Source organism: Bartonella melophagi K-2C (assembly GCF_000278255.1).
GTDB lineage: Bacteria > Pseudomonadota > Alphaproteobacteria > Rhizobiales > Rhizobiaceae > Bartonella > Bartonella melophagi.
The window spans coordinates 70,860-90,944 of record NZ_JH725081.1; the positions used below are offsets into that span (position 1 = coordinate 70,860).

Annotated in this window: 18 protein-coding genes and 1 other RNA gene; 11 read left to right on the forward strand and 8 right to left on the reverse strand. The window is 36.8% G+C overall.

Annotation, left to right across the window (positions count from 1 at the left end; genetic code table 11):
• Positions 1–22: 22 nt before the first annotated feature.
• The 4 genes from pstA to gshB form a co-directional block, all read right to left on the reverse strand.
• Positions 23–1,315, reverse strand: coding sequence for a phosphate ABC transporter permease PstA (gene pstA / locus ME3_RS00285; protein ID WP_007476029.1), 1,293 nt, complete (start codon positions 1,313–1,315; stop codon positions 23–25).
• Positions 1,312–2,772, reverse strand: coding sequence for a phosphate ABC transporter permease subunit PstC (gene pstC / locus ME3_RS00290; RefSeq protein ID WP_039952301.1), 1,461 nt, complete (start codon positions 2,770–2,772; stop codon positions 1,312–1,314). Before pstC ends, pstA begins: the two co-directional genes overlap by 4 nt.
• Positions 2,773–2,832: 60 nt before the next feature.
• Positions 2,833–3,879, reverse strand: a complete 1,047-nt coding sequence (locus ME3_RS00295) for a PstS family phosphate ABC transporter substrate-binding protein (protein ID WP_007476033.1) — start codon at positions 3,877–3,879, stop codon at positions 2,833–2,835.
• 79 nt (positions 3,880–3,958) lie between these two features.
• Entirely contained in the window at positions 3,959–4,897 is a 939-nt protein-coding gene (gene gshB / locus ME3_RS00300) for a glutathione synthase (RefSeq protein ID WP_007476035.1), read from the reverse strand.
• 87 nt (positions 4,898–4,984) lie between these two features.
• Here gshB and ME3_RS00305 point away from each other — a divergent pair, with 87 nt between their 5' ends.
• Positions 4,985–5,773 (forward strand): molybdopterin-synthase adenylyltransferase MoeB, encoded by a 789-nt coding sequence (locus ME3_RS00305; protein WP_007476037.1) that lies wholly within the window; start codon positions 4,985–4,987, stop codon positions 5,771–5,773.
• Here ME3_RS00305 and ME3_RS00310 read toward each other — a convergent pair.
• The 4 genes from ME3_RS00310 to ME3_RS00325 form a co-directional block, all read right to left on the reverse strand.
• Positions 5,719–7,329 carry an ABC transporter ATP-binding protein gene (locus ME3_RS00310; RefSeq protein ID WP_007476039.1) on the reverse strand — a complete coding sequence of 537 codons (1,611 nt, stop codon included), beginning with the start codon at positions 7,327–7,329 and terminating at the stop codon, positions 5,719–5,721. The genes ME3_RS00305 and ME3_RS00310 overlap by 55 nt on opposite strands.
• Positions 7,326–8,474, reverse strand: coding sequence for an ABC transporter permease (locus tag ME3_RS00315; RefSeq protein WP_156785840.1), 1,149 nt, complete (start codon positions 8,472–8,474; stop codon positions 7,326–7,328). Before ME3_RS00315 ends, ME3_RS00310 begins: the two co-directional genes overlap by 4 nt.
• Positions 8,474–9,598: a microcin C ABC transporter permease YejB gene (locus ME3_RS00320; RefSeq protein WP_007476043.1), complete on the reverse strand. Its 1,125-nt coding sequence runs from the start codon at positions 9,596–9,598 to the stop codon at positions 8,474–8,476. The genes ME3_RS00315 and ME3_RS00320 overlap by 1 nt, the downstream gene beginning before the upstream one ends.
• Before the next feature lie 142 nt (positions 9,599–9,740).
• Positions 9,741–10,301 carry a c-type cytochrome gene (locus ME3_RS00325; RefSeq protein ID WP_007476044.1) on the reverse strand — a complete coding sequence of 187 codons (561 nt, stop codon included), beginning with the start codon at positions 10,299–10,301 and terminating at the stop codon, positions 9,741–9,743.
• 101 nt (positions 10,302–10,402) lie between these two features.
• Here ME3_RS00325 and ME3_RS00330 point away from each other — a divergent pair, with 101 nt between their 5' ends.
• From ME3_RS00330 to ybeY, 10 genes are all read left to right on the forward strand, one after another.
• Positions 10,403–11,134 (forward strand): 3-deoxy-manno-octulosonate cytidylyltransferase, encoded by a 732-nt coding sequence (locus ME3_RS00330; RefSeq protein WP_007476046.1) that lies wholly within the window; start codon positions 10,403–10,405, stop codon positions 11,132–11,134.
• An 810-nt stretch (positions 11,135–11,944) separates the two neighbouring features.
• An RNA gene (ffs, locus tag ME3_RS06760) (signal recognition particle sRNA small type) lies at positions 11,945–12,042 on the forward strand.
• Between the two features lie 225 nt (positions 12,043–12,267).
• A complete protein-coding gene (locus ME3_RS00335) occupies positions 12,268–14,196 on the forward strand; it encodes a DNA polymerase III subunit gamma/tau (protein WP_007476049.1) in 1,929 nt (642 codons plus the stop codon).
• Between the two features lie 14 nt (positions 14,197–14,210).
• Positions 14,211–14,534: a YbaB/EbfC family nucleoid-associated protein gene (locus ME3_RS00340; protein ID WP_007476050.1), complete on the forward strand. Its 324-nt coding sequence runs from the start codon at positions 14,211–14,213 to the stop codon at positions 14,532–14,534.
• A gap of 36 nt (positions 14,535–14,570) precedes the next feature.
• Entirely contained in the window at positions 14,571–15,176 is a 606-nt protein-coding gene (recR, locus tag ME3_RS00345; RefSeq protein WP_007476052.1) for a recombination mediator RecR, read from the forward strand.
• Between the two features lie 601 nt (positions 15,177–15,777).
• Entirely contained in the window at positions 15,778–16,467 is a 690-nt protein-coding gene (gene tsaB, locus ME3_RS00350; RefSeq protein ID WP_007476055.1) for a tRNA (adenosine(37)-N6)-threonylcarbamoyltransferase complex dimerization subunit type 1 TsaB, read from the forward strand.
• Positions 16,460–16,951, forward strand: a complete 492-nt coding sequence (rimI, locus tag ME3_RS00355; protein WP_007476056.1) for a ribosomal protein S18-alanine N-acetyltransferase — start codon at positions 16,460–16,462, stop codon at positions 16,949–16,951. Before tsaB ends, rimI begins: the two co-directional genes overlap by 8 nt.
• Before the next feature lie 31 nt (positions 16,952–16,982).
• On the forward strand, positions 16,983–18,359 hold the full coding sequence (gene miaB, locus ME3_RS00360; protein ID WP_007476057.1) for a tRNA (N6-isopentenyl adenosine(37)-C2)-methylthiotransferase MiaB: 1,377 nt from the start codon (positions 16,983–16,985) through the stop codon (positions 18,357–18,359).
• Positions 18,360–18,468: 109 nt separating this feature from the next.
• Complete coding sequence (locus ME3_RS00365) at positions 18,469–19,569, forward strand: PhoH family protein (RefSeq protein WP_007476059.1); 1,101 nt, start codon at positions 18,469–18,471, stop codon at positions 19,567–19,569.
• A gap of 19 nt (positions 19,570–19,588) precedes the next feature.
• Positions 19,589–20,065, forward strand: a complete 477-nt coding sequence (gene ybeY / locus ME3_RS00370; protein ID WP_007476061.1) for an rRNA maturation RNase YbeY — start codon at positions 19,589–19,591, stop codon at positions 20,063–20,065.
• Positions 20,066–20,085 lie beyond the last annotated feature (20 nt).

Consider the following 20,085-nt stretch of genomic DNA (forward strand, 5'->3'; position numbering starts at 1 on the left):
TGATGTACACACTTTACTGAAGTTATAAACGTCGTTCAAATCGTCGACGCAAAAGAACAGCTGAAATATTCATGACAGCAAGAAAAACCATCAATACAATAATGGCGCCTGATGTTTTTTCAACAAAAGCACGTTCTGCTTCACCAGCCCACATAAAAATTTGCACAGGCAAAGCAGTCGCTGGATCCATTGGTGTAGTAGGAATATTCGCAACAAAAGCGACCATCCCAATCAAAAGTAAAGGAGCAGTTTCACCCAGCGCTTGTGCCAAACCAATAATTGTGCCAGTCAGAATACCGGGCACCGCTAAAGGAACAACATGATGAAAAACCATTTGCGTCTTTGATGCACCTAATCCTAAAGCTGCTGTACGAATAGACAGTGGAACAGCTCGCAAAGCAGAGCGTGTAGCTATAATAATTGTTGGTAACGTCATAAGGGTTAAAACAAGCCCACCAACAAAAGACGCAGAACGTGGCATGCCTAAAAAATTAATAAAAACACAAAGCCCTAAAAGACCAAAAATAATTGAAGGAATAGCTGCAAGGTTATTGATATTAATCTCTATAAAATCTGTAAACGTATTTTTACATGCATATTCTTCAAGATAAAGAGCCGTTGCTACCCCTATGGGCAACGCAACTGCTAAGACAATAAACATCATATAAAAAGAACCAATTATTGCAACACCTAATCCTGAAGTTTCAGGACGACTTGAAGCACCAAATGTAAAAAAACCACGATTAAATGCTTTATAAAGTGTATTGTCATCAATTAAGCGTCCAATCCATTCTACCTGTCGATTAGAAACTTTACGCTTTTCCTCTGCTACTTGCAAATTAATCTGTCCTTTACAAACTAAATCAACACCTGCCGCCGCTAAAATTTTAATTCTCTGCGTTGTACCAATCAAGTTTGGATTTTTTACTACCATATCACGTAACTGCACGCGAACATTACCCGAAAACATACGGCTAATATCGCGCATAGCTGCCCGATCATTGTAATCCACTCCAAGTTTTGTAGCCAAAGCATTACGTACAAGAAGTGGATAATTTGCGGTTATTAATACCTTTGGATTGATTTCACGTTGACCACCTGGATCAATCACCTTTTCATCCAAATAAATTGATAATGTCATTTCACTATGAAAAAAGGCTGTATAGCCTTGACTGACAATAGACCATAAAAGAATAATTAAAAAAAATAAACTAATAAAAATAGCAACAAGGCCATAAGCACGAAAACGGCGTTCAGCCCAATAACGACGTCTTAGACCAATATTACGACGATACGAGACAAAATCTCCATTCATTCATATTGCTCCCGATATTTACGCACTATATAAAGAGCAAAAATATTCATCAAAAGAGTCAAAATAAAAAGTGTCATTCCCAAAGCAAAAGCTACAAGAGTTTGCGGTGAGTTAAACTCAGAGTCACCTGTTAACTGATTAACAATTTTAACCGTCATCGTAGTCATTGCCTCAAATGGATTAAGAGTCAAATTAGCTGCAACGCCTGCTGCTAACACAACAATCATTGTTTCCCCAATTGCCCTGGATGCTGTTAATACAAGTGCCCCCACAATCCCGGGAAGTGCAGCCGGTACAATGACTTTTTTAATGGTTTCAGATTGTGTTGCTCCCAAACCGTAAGAACCTTCACGTAAAGAACGGGGAACAGCAGTAATAATATCATCTGACAAAGATGAAACAAAAGGAATCAACATAATTCCCATAACCAAACCAGCGGTCAAAACACTATGAGCCATAATAAAACCGGCCCCACCAGAAAGAGAAATAGAAAGGTCGCGCAAAAAAGGTCCAACAACCATTAAAGCAAAGAAACCATAAACAATAGTGGGAATACCAGCAAGAACTTCTAATAATGGTTTTACAATTGACCGCAATCGGCTTGAAGCGTATTCGGTCATATAAAGAGCAGCAAATAACCCAATAGGAACAGCAAAAAGCATTGCCACAAACGCAATATAAAGTGTGCCAGCCAACAGTGGTATGAAACCAAATTGCCCTATCTCACCTCCTGAACCAGGGGTTGAAAAACGAGGATCCCAAACTGTTCCCCAAAAAAAGTTTAAAAACGGTACAGATTGAAAAAAACTCACCGTCTGGAATAATATGGAAATGACAATGCCAATCGTTGTTATAACTGTAATCGCAGACGCACAAATTAACCCAATAATAATGAAACGCTCAACCTTATTGCGTGCACGCTGTTGTGGAGAAACATGTATAATCCCAAAAACAAAACCACAAAGTGCAATTATAAAACATAAACCATAACCAATAAATTGCAGTTTTTTAGAAGAAAAATACCATGATTGTGCTATCTTCAACGCATAATCTGGTACATCCATAGGCAAAATAAACCCTTTTTTCGACAATTGCTCTTGTACATCTGCGTAAGAAATTGTCATCAAATCCCCTTCAAAATGATGAATAATTTTAGCCAAATCACGAATTATCTCTAAAATAAGTTCATGATTTTCTATTTCTATCGCACGTACTATAGACATCTTAACTGCCTGCGAAGCATTATATTCCAAATAAACTGCACTCCCAGCGTTCCAAAAAACTAAAAACCCAAAAGCTGGGATAACAGTTATTAACAATGTCCACCAACCGTAATAATACGCACGAGAGTGCATCTTGAATCTCATAAATTCAAAGAAACGAGCTTGCATATAAGAAATGCAAAAGCCGACAAAACCAAAAATCAATAGCAGAAAAATAACAAAAGAAATGGGCATATTGTCTTTCAATTTTTACAAAAAAGCAGCACAGAGAAATCCTACATCATCATTAGAAAATTATTTTAAAGTCATCACTGTACCAGCATAAAAAGAGGCACGCTGCACTTGCCGCTCTTCTTTAGAAGCAGCAACTAAACCATAATCCGCTAATGGACTATCTGGACCAATCATTTGATCAGAAAGAAAAAAGTCAACATATTCCCACAAACCTGGAATAATACCAAAATGCGCTTTTTTAACATAGAAGAAAAGTGGACGCGAAAGGGAATATTCACCATTAGAAATTGTTTCACTACTTGGAGCAACACCATTAATATATGCAACTTTAAGTTTGTCAGCATTATTCTCGTAAAAAGACAAGCTCAAAACACCAATACCTGTTTTATTAGACATAAGATGAGCAAATGTTTCAGAATAATCACCATCAATATCAATAGCCTTCCCATCCTTACGTACAGCAATACAAGCAGCATTAATCTCCTTCTCATTCATTCCCAAAGCTTCCATTGCTTCAACTGCCCCACTAGCCTTACAGCCTGCAGCTAATAATTTTTCTTCAAAAACTTCACGTGTTCCATGTTTTTCACCAGGAATATAAACTGTAATCGCCCAATCAGGAAGAGCACTATTGACTGTATTCCACTTCGTAACTTTATTTAACTGTAATTTCCCATCAACCACAACTCGAGCAGCCAATGCCCTATATACATCTACAGAGTGTAATTCCCAGTCAGGTCCACTGCTATTTGTTGCAAAAACAATGCCATCATACCCAATGCGCATTTCTTCAACATCTTTTACACCAGCATTAAAACAAGACTGTAATTCACCTGACTTCATTGGGCGTGAACTATTAACGATATCAATCGTTTTATCTCCAATACCACGGCAAAACTCTTTAATACCAGCACCTGAACCACCAGACTCGATAACGGGAATTTTAAAATTAGGATAAATTTCTCCAAATACCTCAGACACGATTTTTTCATAAGGTAAAACTGTCGATGACCCCGCAATCTTAATCTGATCACGAGCATTACCGATATCAACCAGCAATGCAGTAACGCACATCAGCCCCACTCCAACTGATAACAACTTACTCATTCATACACTCCCTAAGACCCAAATTCTAGTTTACATTTGTAGAATCACAAAATAAATTTAGTAATCTTCCTAAGACAAATTAATTTGAACGCTTACGTTCAATAATGTCCCAAAAAAGAGAGGCGATATCCGCACCTCCAAAGCGTTTAATTTCCCGAATCCCAGTGGGAGATGTAACATTGATTTCTGTTATATAGTCTCCAATTATATCAATTCCCACAAGAAGAAAACCTCGTTTCTGCAAAGTAGGACCAATGCGTGCACAAATTTCATAATCACATTCAGTCAAACCAATATTTTCTGCTCGACCTCCAACATGCATATTAGAACGAGCATCCATTTCAGCCGGAATCCGATTAATCGCCCCCATAGGAGTACCATCAAGCAAAATAACCCGCTTATCCCCTTTTCGAACGACATCTAAATAACGCTGAACAATAAAAGGTTCACGATAACTGTGTTCAAACATTTCCACAAGCGATGTTAGATTACGATCATCCTGTTTTAAATGAAAAACACCTGCACCTCCACTGCCATAGAGTGGTTTAATAATAATATCACCAACCTTATTTCTAAATGATTTTATCTCTTCAATATCTTTTGTAATTAATGTTTCTGGCATTAAATCAGAAAATTCAGTAACAAAAATCTTTTCTGGACTATTACGTACCCATGTTGGATCATTTACGACAAGCGTCTTAGGGTGAATGCGCTCTAATAAATAAGTTGTGGTGATATAATGCATATCAAAAGGTGGATCTTGACGTAAAAGAACTACATCCATATCCATCAACGGCGTGTACACAGGTTCCTCCAATTTATAATGACTCCCCTCTTCATCACATACAATTAATGGCTCTAACCGTGCAATCACGCAATCACCACGCATAGATAAGCAATTTGGTGTATAATGAAAAAGGGAGTGTCCACGTTCTTGCGCTGCTAAAGCAAGCGCAAATGTAGTGTCTCCTTGAATCTGGAGCGTTGAAATATGATCCATCTGAATAGCAATTTTCATAAATAAAACTTCCTATCACTAAAAATAGACTGGTTAATGCGTTATAAATTTATTAAATCATTAAAAAACTATGACAAGAGAAAATCTATGATACAAAAAGGTGATACAAAATTAAGCAAAGAAGAAATTGAACGTTATGCACGCCATATTATTTTACCCGAAATTGGTGGTGCGGGACAGCAAAAGCTTAAAACTGCTCGTGTTCTTGTCATAGGCGCAGGTGGTCTTGGCTCCCCTGTTCTTACTTATCTTGCTGCAGCAGGTGTTGGAACGCTTGGAATTGTTGATGATGATATTGTTTCACTTTCCAATTTACAACGCCAAGTCATTCATAATACAAATACAATTAATCAATGCAAAACCATTAGCGCTGAAGCCACTATAAAAGCGATAAACCCTCATGTTATAGTTGAAAAACATAGTCTACGTCTAGATGAAAGTAATGTCGATAAACTGCTCAACGCTTATCATATCATTATCGATGGAAGCGATAATTTTGCAACACGTTATCTACTTGCTGATCATGCTGCTCAATGTGCTAAGCCTTTAATAAGTGGTGCTATAAACCGATGCAATGGCGCACTGACAGTATTGATGCCTTATAAAGACAATAATCCCCACTATCGCGATTTGTTTCCTAACCCACCTGCAACTGGCGTCATACCCACATGTTCTGAAGTCGGAATTATTAGTCCTTTGCCTGGAGTTATCGGGACATTACAAGCAATGGAAGCTATTAAACTGATCACAAACATTGGTGAACCTTTAGTCGGAAAAATCCTTCTCTATAATGGATTGTCAGCGCAATTTGATGTGATTGTCTATAAACGGCCAGATTCTAATGCAAATGCTGCAGCCATTAAAGCTTGCGTATAAGAATTTTTGGGACAAGAAAAAATACGATCAGCACAATCATATTCAACTACTTTCCCTTTATGCATTACAAGTACTTCATGAGCAAGCGCTTTAACGACTTTTAAATCATGGCTAATAAACAAATAACCCAAATGATATTTTTGTTGTAAACGATGCAAAAGGTCAACAATCTGTGCTTGCATACTCATATCAAGAGCAGATGTTGGCTCATCAAGCATAATAAAGCGAGGCTTAAGAATAATTGCACGTGCAAAAGCAATTCGCTGTCTTTGTCCACCGGAAAATTCATGGGGATAACGATAGCGCACAGCAGGATCAAGATCAACCTCACGCAAAGCTTCAATCACGCGATCATCGCGTTCATAATCAGAAAGATATGGTTCATGAATCGATAACCCTTCAGTGATAATCTCACTTACAGACATACGTGGTGAAAGAGAACCAAAAGGATCTTGAAAAACAATTTGAATATGGCGGCGTAAAGAACGCATCTGATTGAAAGTAAAATTGCCAATATCAACACCATCAAAATAAATCTGACCTTTGGAAGAAATCATCCGTGTCAGTGCAAGCCCCAATGTTGTTTTCCCTGAACCTGATTCACCAACAACACCAAGTGTCTGGCCAGTACGAACTGTAATATCAACATCTTGAACAGCTTTTACATAATCAACTGTTCGCCGCAATAAACCTTTTTTAATTGGAAACCAAACATGTATTTTTTTACCTTGCATCAAAACGGGCGCATTATCATTAACCTGTAGGGGATAACCTTGAAACTCTGCCGCTAATAATTTCTTTGTATAGGAATACTGGGGATTGTTAAAAATTTCACTCGTGGTACCATTTTCAATAATTTTCCCCTCTTTCATAACATAAACGCGCTCTGCAATACGACGCACAATAGCCAAATCGTGGGTAATTAAAAGCATTGACATATTGCAGTTTTTTTTAAGCTGCATTAGGAGCTCAAGAATTTGTGCTTGAACTGTCACATCAAGTGCAGTTGTTGGTTCGTCGGCAATTAATAATTGTGGCTTATTTGCAAGCGCCATTGCAATCATCACGCGCTGCCGTTGACCACCCGATAATTGATGTGGGAAAGAGCCCAAACGTTTTTCCGGCTCATCAATTCCCATTTGAGTCAGCAAATCAATAATACGTGTGCGTAATAACTTACCAGATATGTTTGAATGTATTTTAAGAACTTCACCTATTTGCTGTTCCACAGTATGCAAAGGATTAAGAGAAATCATTGGTTCCTGAAAAATCATAGCAATATCTTTGCCACGAACTTTACGCAAATCCTCTTCTTTCTGTTTCATTAAATCTTGATTATTAAAAAGAATTTCACCTGATTGATAAAGTGTTTTCACACAAGGTAAAAGTTGCAAAATAGATAGTGCTGTTACCGATTTTCCAGAACCAGACTCCCCTACCAGAGCAACTATCTCTCTCTTTCCAATATCGAAAGAAATTTGGTCAACAACGCATTTTTTTTCTTTAGCTTGGCAAAATGCGACTGATAAATTACGTACCGAAAGCATCTTTGTCATTGCAATGTCTTTCGTGGATCAAAAGCATCCCGCACTGCCTCACCAATAAAAGCCAACAAAGTCAACAAAGTAGCAATAACAACAAAACCTGTAATGCCAATCCAAGGAGCGTTTAAGTTAGAAGTAGCCTGCCGCATTACCTCTCCCAAAGAAGGATAACCAGGCGGAAGACCAAACCCTAAATAATCAAGTGACGTCAGTAGAGAAATACCCGATGTTAATAAAAATGGCATATAAGTTAAGGAAGCAACCATAGCATTTGGCAGTAAATGACGTATTATAATAATGCGATCAGGTACCCCTAAAGCGCGTGCAGCAGTAATATAGGTAAAATTGCGCGCACGTAAAAACTCCACACGCACCACACCAACCAATGCAACCCATTGGAAAAGAAGTATAACACCTAACAATACCCAAAAACCCTGCGCCAAAACAGCAGCCATAATAATAATTAAATAAAGCGACGGTACAGAAGACCATATTTCAATCAAACGTTGAAAAATTAAATCAACCCAACCACCGAAATACCCCTGAATTGCGCCTGCTATAACACCAATAATAGTCGAAATAGCTGTCAAAAGAATACTAAAAATTATCGATAATCGAAGGCCATATAAAACCCGTGCAAAAACATCACGTGTTAGATCATCTGTCCCAAGCCAGTTCCACCGACTTATCGTGCATTTCGGATCAGCGCTTCCTTGTGCATAATTGATACAACGCTCTTCTTTACTTTGAAGCCAAAAAGGAGGTGATAATGCTACAGTTTTATTACCTACTACTGTATTATATGAATAACGAACTAGTGGCCACACCGCCCAACCATGTTTTGCAATTTCATTTTGAATTAAAGAATCTCGAAAATCCGCTACAGCTAAGTTCCCACCAAACTTTTCATCGGAATAATCAAAAAAAATAGGAAAAAGTAACTCTCCCTTATAAGACGCAATAATAGGACGATCATTGGCAATAAACTCGGCCGAAAAAGAACAAAAACATAAAAATAAAAAGAGCCACAATGACCACCAACCACGACGATTTTGTCTAAAATTACGCCAACGACGTACACTTAGTGGAGAAAAAAAAGATTGTTTTTGCAACTTGGAGTCATACAATTGATTATATTTACGTTTTATTTTTTCCATCATAAATCTTTTTTATCAAAATCAATACGTGGATCAACAAGCATATAGACGATATCAGAAATGAGACTTACAACAAGACCAATTAGCGAAAAAATATAAAGACAGGCAAATACAACAGCATAATCACGATTAACAATAGATGTATAGCTTAAAAGCCCCATACCGTTTAATGAATACAGCATTTCAATCAATAAAGATCCGCTAAAAAATGACCCCATAAAAGCTGTAGGAAAACTAGCAATTACAATCAATATTGCATTGCGAAAAATATGACCATAAAGAATCGAGCGTTCACTTAAACCCTTAGCACGAGCTGTAATGACATATTGTTGGCGAATTTCTTCCAGAAAACAATTTTTCGTTAATAAGGTTGTTGTAGCAAAAGAAGAAATGACCATCGCTGTTAATGGCAAAATTAAATGGTACAGATAATCTAATATCTTGCCTTCAAAGGATAATTTATCAAAATTATCCGAAGTCAAATGACCTAATGGAAACCAATCAAAAAAAGATCCCCCAGCAAAAAAAACCATTAAAAAAATTCCAAAGAGAAAATTAGGAATTGCATAGCCAATAACAATAATAGCACTTGTCCATACATCAAAAGCAGAGCCTTCTTTAAGAGCTTTACGGATTCCTAACGGTATGGAAATAGCATAAGAAATCAGCAAATTCCAAAAACCAAAAGAAAGAGAAACAGGTAGAGCACTCTTAATCAACTCAATAACTGAACGCCCTTGTATATAAGACTCCCCAAAATCAAAACGTATATAATTGCCAAGCATTGTCAAATAACGCTCCAAAGGTGGCTTATCAAAACCAAATTGCCGTTCAAGTTTGGCAATAAATTCTGGATCCAACCCTTGTACTCCACGGTATTTAGAACTCCCATATGAAGATAAGTCAGCATGCGCACCGTCAAAAACACTATCAGAAGAAAGACCAAGATCGCTACTACCACCAGCCACCCGTCCTACAGCATCACCACCCATTCCTTGTAATTGAGCAATAATATTTTCAATAGGTCCACCAGGCGTAAATTGTACAATGACAAATGTTACCGTTAAAATACCAATCAGTGTCGGTATAATTAACAGGATACGCCACAGAATATAGGCCACCATTTCTTATTTTACCTTTTGATCAAGTCACACCAAATCACTTTAAATAATACATTCATCACAATTCTTCTGATAACTCGATAAAACCCAAATCACAAATAAAGCTAACTACACATACTTTTAAAGTCAGAACTTTTAGCACAAACTAATTTTGTTTAGCATCTTCATTATCCAGTGGCAAAGGAACAGGGTGATCAGATAAACTGCGTAAATAGAGTAAAAGATCAGCACGATCTTGATCATTTTTAATCCCTCGAAACGACATAGTTGTCCCTGGAAACGCTTTACGAGGTGATTGAAGATAGCGATCTAAAGTGGGAAAATCCCATTTTTTATTAGAATTTTCACGTAACACTCTTGAATAAGTAAAATCTTTTGTATCCGCAAAAGAGCGATTTACTATCTCCCAAAGTGTCGGGCCAAGAACACGATTGGAATTATCACGTCCAGAAGTATGACATAGAGCACACTGACGAAAAATTTTACGCCCATTTTCAAGATCACCCTGTTGAAGACGCTCATTTAACGATAGATAATGGCGAGATAGATCCTGCTTTTCTTTAAGCTCATCATTATCTGCAGTATAAGAATGTTGAACTGATGCAAAATAATCATAAATTACATCACTAAAAATGAAAATTCCCCCCGCAATAATTAGCAAAAACAGAGAAGCACAAATAAAATAGGTAAATGTAGATCGTTTCATTAAAATCTAAATGTTCAATTTTTATCATTTTCAGTTTAAGACTTTTCCTTATAGTATATCATTATAAATATATCAAATATATAGCATTTGGAACTCTAGTGATGGCTCTTAAACCACTTATTCTTATTCCCGCTCGCATGAGTTCATCTCGTCTTCCAGGAAAACCTCTCGCTGAAATTGCTGGAAAACCTATGATTATTCATGTAGCTGAACAAGCGAAAAAAGCTGCATTAGGACGTATCATTGTTGCAACGGATCACAATACCATCGTTCAAACTGTTACAGCTTACGGACACGAATGCATCATAACACGTACTGACCATCAATCAGGATCTGATCGCATCTATGAAGCTTTAACCATCATTGATCCTGAGCGACACTACAATATCATTGTAAATCTACAAGGTGATTTACCAACAATAACCGCTCACGAAATTATTAGTGCTCTACAGCCTTTAGAAAATGACTTAACTGATATTGCAACCTTGGGCGCTAAACTTGTTGAAGAAGATGAAAAAACAGATCCTAATGTAGTCAAAATTATTGGTACACCGCTTTCCCAAAACCGTCTGCGTGCTCTTTATTTTACCCGTGCAACTGCACCTTATGGAAACGGTCCTCTTTACCATCATATTGGATTATATGCTTATCGACGTGAAGCACTTGAACGATTTGTAACTCTTGCACCATCCACACTCGAACAACGTGAAAAACTTGAACAATTACGTGCATTAGAAAATAATATGCGTATCGATGTAGAAATAATTGATACAAGTCCCTTAAGTGTCGACACACAGTATGATCTTGATAAAGTACGCAAAATCTTAACATAAAGAAATCAACTCTTTGTAATCATATTAACACTTCTGCACCACGCTAAAAACTATCACTAACAATAGCCAAACGGCTTATTGTTTCTACTCACATTGCCCACATAAGATATTATTCTTAAAAGCGTCTAATTTCTAAGTGTAAGCTTCTTTTTATGAAAACGCTGTAGTTTTTAAATGCCATAAGTAAAAAGCCATTAAGATAGACTTGTATTATAGAAGATTACGCTTGGCAAATAGGGCATTTATAAGAACTCCAAATGTATAGAACCTACTCAGTTATTTGGAAAAGTGCTTCTTAAAACCGGATTTGTAAAACACCCTCAACTCAGTTTGAGTAATTCTATACCTCTACATAATATTCAACGAATATTCGAATATTGTATAGATTTTTCAACAGATTGGGTAGCTGAACTTTTTAAAAAGCAAAATTAATTTTCACATTAATTAGCAGCATTCACTTTTATAGCCTAATCACCCCGTAAATTATAAGCCATATTGCAAACAAACATAGAAATAAGAGAAAACTGTGATCAGGAATTACCTATAACAAAGCCAATATTTTATCTACTTCAAACAAAAACATAGGCTGTTTTATTATAAATAGTTGACAAATTTCTTGCATATTCAGCAACCTGCAGTACAAAAAATAAAATCATTCAAAAACCACAAATCACAAAATGTTAAAGAAAAACCAAAAATATTTCTTATGCTAAATATAAATTAAATTCAAAAGGAAGCTTTTTAATTATTCTTTCTACGTTTTTTATTTCAAAGCTTGATTTTCTTTTTTAAATCGACAATATAAAATTGGGAGGTTGGTGATGGACGAACTACTCGCTAACCGGGTCAGGTCTGGAAAGAAGCAGCCCTAACGAGCTCTGGTACGGGTCATCGTGCTGACCTTCCACTTTTATTAAATGGAATCACGCCTTTGCTATTTTACAAATCTTCGTGATAAGATAAGTACTCTGCCTCCCAAAAATAAAGAAATCTTGGGCGTTTTTAAGAAATGATTCTATTTCTTAAAAATAAATTGATTGAGAAAAAATCCTTTTATAGTAGAGTATATTTTTAATCTGTGTTTTCATGTCATTGTAATACACTTACAAGAGCTTTAAAAATTGGAATCATTGATGGAAAAACTGCCTGCAGCAACGACTTACTGTGTTCTCGCTCGCAAATATCGGCCTCAAAATTTCTCTGATCTCATTGGTCAAGAAGCAATGGTGCGCACCCTTACTAATGCTTTTGAAACAGGACGCATTGCACAAGCGTGGATGTTAACAGGAATTCGTGGAGTAGGAAAAACCACAACAGCACGCATTTTAGCGCGTGCGCTCAACTACAAAACAAAAGATATTAACCAACCCACTGTTGCGCTTAATACACTTGGTGAACATTGTACACAAATTATTGAAGGCCGCCATATTGACGTTATAGAAATGGATGCTGCCTCGCACACTGGCATTGACGATATTCGTGAAATTATTGAACAAATACGTTACCGCCCTGTTTCTGCACGCTATAAAATTTACATTATCGACGAAATTCATATGCTTTCAACACAAGCATTTAATGGTCTATTAAAAACGCTTGAAGAACCACCACCCCATATAAAATTTATTTTTGCTACAACAGAAATTCGCAAAGTTCCTATTACAATCCTTTCACGTTGCCAGCGTTTTGACTTACGGCGTATTGAATCAGCAGTTTTAGTAGAGCACTTGCGTAAAATTGCTAAACATGAAAAAATTAAAGTAGAAGATCAAGCTTTATCTCTAATCGTTCGTGCCGCAGAAGGGTCTGCGCGTGATGCTTTGTCTATTTTTGACCAAGCTATTGCTTATAGCAATGGTAAAGTCAGTACTGTTTCAGTACGCACAATGTTAGGACTAGCTGATCAAGCGCGTATTATTGATCTGTTTGAATTTGTTATGAAAGGAAATATTGTCAGTGCATTGAGTGAATTACGTAGCCAGTATGACGCAGGTGCCGACCCTTTTATGATATTAACAGAATTATCTGACTTCAACCATTTGGTCACACGGTTGCGTTTGACACCAGAGATAGCTGGAGATCTCTTCTTAACAGAAGAGGAACGTTTAAGAGGTTTAGACTTTTCACAAAAACTTTCTATTCCCGTTCTTTCCAGAAACTGGCAAATTTTGCTCAAAGGCTTACAGGAGGTCAATAAAGCTGCACGCCCTATTCAAGCTGCTGAAATGATATTGATTCGCCTTACCCACACTGCTGACCTGCCAACTCTTGATGAGGCCTTGAAAAAACTCACACAAGAAAAAACATCTCTCACAATTACCGAAAATAATCCCCATCAAGAAGTCAACAATGTAAACCATAGCGTAAAAGCCAATGGTGGACAGCCTCACTCTTTCTCACAAATTTCAAACTCACAGCAAAACCAACATAATTTAAAAACAACCGTAACTAATCAACCCAGCCTTTCCGTTCAACCAATAGAATCATTCAAGATTCAAACTCCTGAAAATACAGATTCTTTTAAAACAACAGAAAGTCTTGATAACATTCAAACTATTGAATCTTCTAACAATGTTGTTCATTTACCGTACGCTTCTTCTCAACCAGAAACGGAAACAACAGAACAAAAATCCTTAAATATAAACTCCCTACATGATATCGTTAATTTAGCTGAACAACACCGCGAAACACATTTCAAATTGCTTATCAAAGAATTTGTTCATCCTGTTTCTTTTAAACCAGGGCATATGACATTAAGACTTGCTGAAAATGCTCCGCGTTCACTAGCTCGTGATATAAAAAAAATGTTATATCAATGGACTCAAAAAAAATGGACAATAACCTTTGTCACTGAAGGGGGAGGACCAACTTTACAAGAAGAAAGCTCTGCAGCTCAAAGAGCTCTTTTTTCTGATGTAGAAACAGATCCTGATATTGCAACAGTTCTCAACCATTTCCCAGGAGCAAAAATTGTCGATATTCGTCTGAATAAACAAGAAAATGATCTTGATTTAACTCTTCATATCTTCGACAATGAACATGATGATCATATAAATGATGAATAAGGAAACTAATTGCTATGCGTGATATGATGGGCATGATGAAAAAAGCCAAAGAAATGCAAGAAAAAATGCAGCAAATGCAAGATGATTTGGCTAATTTGCATATAACAGGTACAGCCGGCGGCGGACTCGTTAGCATTACCTTAAATGGTAAAAATATTATATCAGCAATCAAAATTGACCCGTCACTAATCAATCCTGAAGAGGTTGAAATACTTGAAGATCTCATTATGGCAGCCCATAATGAAGCTAAAGTAAAAATTGAAACGGCTATAGCAGAAAAAACACAAAGTATCACAGCAGGTTTACCGATTCCACCAGGTTTCAAGCTTCCGTTTTAATAAAGTGGCTTTAATTTAATCTTTTGGAATAATGGTATGTCTCAACACATTGCAGGCCCTGAAATTGAGCGCCTCATTCAGCTTTTAGCGCGAATACCGGGTCTTGGACCACGTTCAGCACGCCGTGCTGCCCTTCATCTCATCAAGAAAAAAGAAATACTATTGGAGCCATTAGGAGCGGCAATACAAGAAGCTGTAAACAAAGTAAGCATTTGTTCTATTTGTGGCAATGTGGATACAACTGATCCTTGTTTGATTTGTACAGACCCTCGCCGTGATAATACAACAATTATTGTTGTTGAAGATATTTCTGATCTCTGGGCTCTTGAACGAGCCGGAATTTTACCAGCGCGTTATCATGTATTAGGTGGACGACTATCCCCATTGGATGGAATAGGCCCAGATGAACTTAACATTATTTCTTTAATAAACCGTGTTATCAATGACTCAATTGCAGAAGTTATTCTAGCTGTTAATGCAACTGTTGAAGGACAAACAACAGCGCATTATATCACCGATCAATTGTCTAATTTTTCAATTAAAATTACCCGGCTTGCCCATGGAGTACCGGTAGGTGGTGAACTAGATTATCTCGATGATGGAACTTTAGCTGCAGCCCTACGAGCAAGAACCAATCTTTAAAATATAATTTTCCTATTACCTTGTTATTTCTCCCATGGTATTTTAAAAGGAAAAAATATCAAAAAGACCACATAAGAAATTATCTCTTCTCATAAATTTTGGTCGCGCACTTTAACCAATATACACACTTAAGACTGAGCGTATAGTTTAGAAATTATAGAAAAATAACTTTTTACAGAAACACAGTTTGAAAGCTTTGGCATTTTTATTAAGATTCATTAATTGACCAATTTTTATAGCACCATATATTTCACACTAATAATTACCTTCTATAAAATATATCATAACCTAAAATTCGAATAATTTTAGATCTTTTATATTGTCCATGCTTTTCTTAACACTGTATATAGACTTTATGGTTCTTTTTCGGTTACCCCTTTATAACTGTAATATTTTTAGTAATATCCTTGCGTGCACTTTTTTCATGCTACACCAAAGACACACATTAAATACTAATCTAGTCTGAATAAAATATTTCCAAAAACGTGACGTTTATTAATATTGCAATTGTCTTCAAACATTGCAAAATATACAAAATAAAAATACTCAAAAAACTATAACTAATTCTTTATCTGTTATTATATTCAGTCAAAATGCATTCATGTTCATCCTTGCCATAGACACTGCTTCAATTTATTGCGCCGTTGCACTTACCCGTCATCAAGCTGTTATTGCGCATATCAGCGAACGCATTTCCAAAGGCCATGCTGAAAAACTCATCGGTCAGATTGCACAAATAATTGACCAAACCGGCATCACATTTGATCAAATTGATCGGATTGCCATTAATATCGGACCTGGATCATTTACAGGTGTACGTACAGGTGTTTCAACTGCAAGAGCTTTAGCATTAGCACTAGAAGTACCAGCCATTGGGGTGAGCACACTTGAAGCATTAGCAGCACAAGCAATTAACAAAAATACCAGATCAACAATCACTGTTGTCATTGAAGCTGGTAGAGGAATGTTCTATTATCAAAATTTTAACAAAGACCTTACAGTTTTATGTCCACCTAGCTTACAAACATTTGAGAATATCCTCGCAGTTTTACCACAACAAACAGTATTAACTGGTCCAGCTGCCGATATTATCGCTTTGCACATCAAAAACAATAAAATAAACACCACAACTATATCAGATCTCATTCCATGTGAAGCGGCTAATGTTTTAACCTATGCTCACCTTGCAGCAAAAAAACAGCCACAAGCTGCACCTTGCCCACTTTATTTACGTAATGCCGACGCAAAACAACACGCCAGTTTTGTTTTACCACGAAAAAATAATGGCTAAACTTTCATCGATAAAAAAGCATTTTGAGATTGCATCGCTACAAACTGATGATAGCGCTCTTCTCCATCAAATTCACCAAAATTGTTTTATTCCAGCTTGGGAAGAACAAACATTTGATACTTTTTTAAAAAATTATTCTATTTTTGGCTACAAAGTTTACCTTATTAATCAGCCTGATCAAATTTTAGGATTTTGTCTATGCCGTCTTATTCTTGATGAAGCAGAAATTATTACAATTGCTGTCCAACCTCATTACCAAAGACAAGGAATTGGTTCTTTGCTTGTCGATAGTATACTTTGTTATCTTCAACATGCACGTGCCGCAAAGCTATTTTTAGAAGTTGAAGAAACCAATCTTTCTGCCTTGGCTCTTTATCGGCATTTTGAATTCAAAAAGATTGCCAAACGTCTTGCTTACTATCAAGCACCAAATGGCCGCAAAAATGCAATCATCATGCAAAAAACTTTTAAGCAAACAGATTGAGATTTGTGCAAAAAGCGTTTAGGAATGCATCATGAAGCAGCCGCATCTTAAGAATACACTTTCTATTTCTTCCCAAAAGGTTTTTATCAAAACCTATGGGTGTCAAATGAATACTTATGACAGTCAACGAATGAGCGATAGTCTTAGTGCTGAAGGTTATGTAACTACACAAACACCAAATGATGCCGACCTTATTCTTGTTAACACCTGCCATATTCGTGAAAAAGCAGCAGAAAAACTTTATTCTGATCTTGGTCGCTTGCGGATGATACGTCAAAAACGTGCATCTGATAAACCTTTAATAATTGGTGTGACAGGCTGTGTTGCACAAGCCGAAGGAGATGAAATCTTGCGTCGTGCACCAACAGTAGATCTCATTGTTGGACCGCAAATGTATCATCGCTTGCCAGAGTTGTTAAAACAAGCCAAACAAGGAAAAAAAATTGTTGAAACGAATTATGCGGTTGAAGATAAATTTACTCATTTACCACCTCATAATAAACATGCTGTGCAAAAACGGGGTGTTAGCGCATTTTTAACAATACAGGAAGGATGTGACAAATTTTGTACCTTTTGTGTTGTTCCTTATACACGGGGTGCTGAAACATCACGACCTGTTGAACAAATTACTCATGAGGCCATTCAACTTATTGAAGCTGGTGTCAAAGAAATTACGCTTTTGGGACAAAATGTAAATGGTTGGCACGGACAAAGCGCTAACGGCAAAACTTGGCGCCTTGGTGACCTTCTCTATCATCTTGCCAAACTTGATGGTTTAAAGCGCTTGCGTTATACAACCAGCCATCCACGTGATATGGATGACAGCCTTATTGCTGCGCATCGCGATCTTGATATGCTTATGCCTTATCTGCATCTGCCTATCCAATCTGGTTCAGATCGTATCTTAAAAGCAATGAATCGTCAGCACAAAAGTATTCATTATCTTCGACTCATTGAAAAAATTCGTACCGCACGGCCAGATATTGCTTTTTCAGGTGATTTTATTGTGGGATTTCCAGGTGAAACTGATGAAGATTTTGAAGAAACCATTAAACTCATTAAACAAGTGGGTTACAGTTCAGCTTATTCTTTTAAATATTCCCCTCGTCCTGGAACGCCTGGTGCTGCAATGAAAGACCATGTCGATGAAACTGTGAAAAATTCTCGCCTTCAATATTTACAAGCACTCCTTCTTGACCAGCAACATACATTTTTACGTTCTAAAATTGGTCAAAAAACCAATATCCTTATTGAAAAATCTGGTCGTCATCTTGGGCAAATGGTAGGCCGCTCTCCTTGGCTTTTACCTGTTTTTGTAGATGCACAAGTCTCTACAGGTACTATTATGGAAATTCATATAAAAAATGCGAGTTCAAACAGTTTCGTCGGAGAAAAAGTGAATATTTAAAAACACTCCTAAAGTTTTGTTCAAAGTATTAACTGAAAAAACTCTTTTATTTTTAAAGAAAAAAATTATATCTTAAATGTATCATACTTAAACAACACAGGAGAATAGGTTGAAAGTATCAACCGAAAAACCAAAACACATTAAAAAGGCAATAAATGCCTCCCCCAAAAACATTAATATCTTTGAAAAAACGAGCTTATCGGAAACTGATCATATTGTTTTAACTTTTGAAAATAACAACTATGCAAAAATGGTTTTTGGAAAATTCGATGAAAATCTTTCTTATATTGACCAAAAACTCAGACTTAACATTTACCCGTGCGGTAACAAAGTTTCAATCCGTGGAAGTGCCACTGCTACAAAACACGCGCAATATGCATTAGAACAGCTCTATAAACTAGCAAAAACACGTCAAGAGCTTACTTTATCAGATACAGAAAGTGCGATCGCTATGGCAAATTTGCCAAATGAAAAGCAAAAATCTTCAAAAACAATTCAATCTACGACAAAACATGTACCGATACAATTGAGCACTCATAAAAAAACAATCTACCCCCGTACCCCAACGCAAGAGGCTTATCTGCGAGCAATGGAGTGTTCTGAACTTGTTTTTGGTGTAGGTCCAGCAGGAACCGGCAAAACGTACCTTGCTGTTGTTCACGCTGTAACGCTCTTAGAACGCGGTATTATTGAACGAATTATTCTCTCACGTCCTGCAGTTGAAACTGGGGAACGTCTTGGTTTTCTTCCTGGTGACCTCAAAGAAAAAGTTGATCCCTATTTACGCCCGCTTTATGATGCCCTTTACGATATGATATCTGTTGAAAAGGTAGAGCGCATTTTAGCTTCTGGAGTCGTAGAAATTGCTCCTCTTGCTTTCATGCGTGGACGAACACTTGTTCATTCAGCTATCATCCTTGATGAAGCACAAAATACTACACCCATGCAAATGAAAATGTTCCTCACACGTCTTGGAGAAGGAGCGCGTGTTGTTGTTACAGGTGATATAAGTCAAATTGATCTTCCTGCAGGACAAAAGTCAGGTTTAACGGAAGCAATTCGTATTCTCTCAAATATAGAAAATATTTCGATCATTCGTTTTGACGAAAAAGATATTGTACGCCATCCTCTTGTTGCTACTATTGTTCGTGCTTATGAACGCGATTCTGGCAAACAAGCAAAAAAGTATTATTCTAATGATCTTGATTGAAAAATGAATTAAATCCACCATGATTACTATTGATATAACCATTGAAGATTCTGAATGGGATAATGAGGACGTACTTTATGACATCACCACAAAAGCATTAACCACCACAATGCATCATTTATCATTAAATAAAGTAACAAGTGAACTCAGCTTGCTTTTTACAAATGACGATCACATAGCACAAATCAATGCACAATGGCGCTCTCAAAACAAACCCACCAATGTTTTATCCTTTCCTGCTTTTCCTCTCAAAGTTGGACAAAATCCTAAACCTATGCTCGGTGATATCATCATTGCAAGGGAAACTATTATGAGAGAAGCAAAAGAAGAAGGGAAATCATTTCAAGACCACCTGACGCATATGATTGTTCATGGCCTCCTCCATCTTCTTGGTTACAATCATGAAACAAATAGTGAAGCTAATCAAATGGAAAAACTAGAAGGAAAAATTCTCAACAAGCTTTCCATAAAAAATCCCTATACTGAGTTGCTTTAAAATGATAAAAATCAAACTTT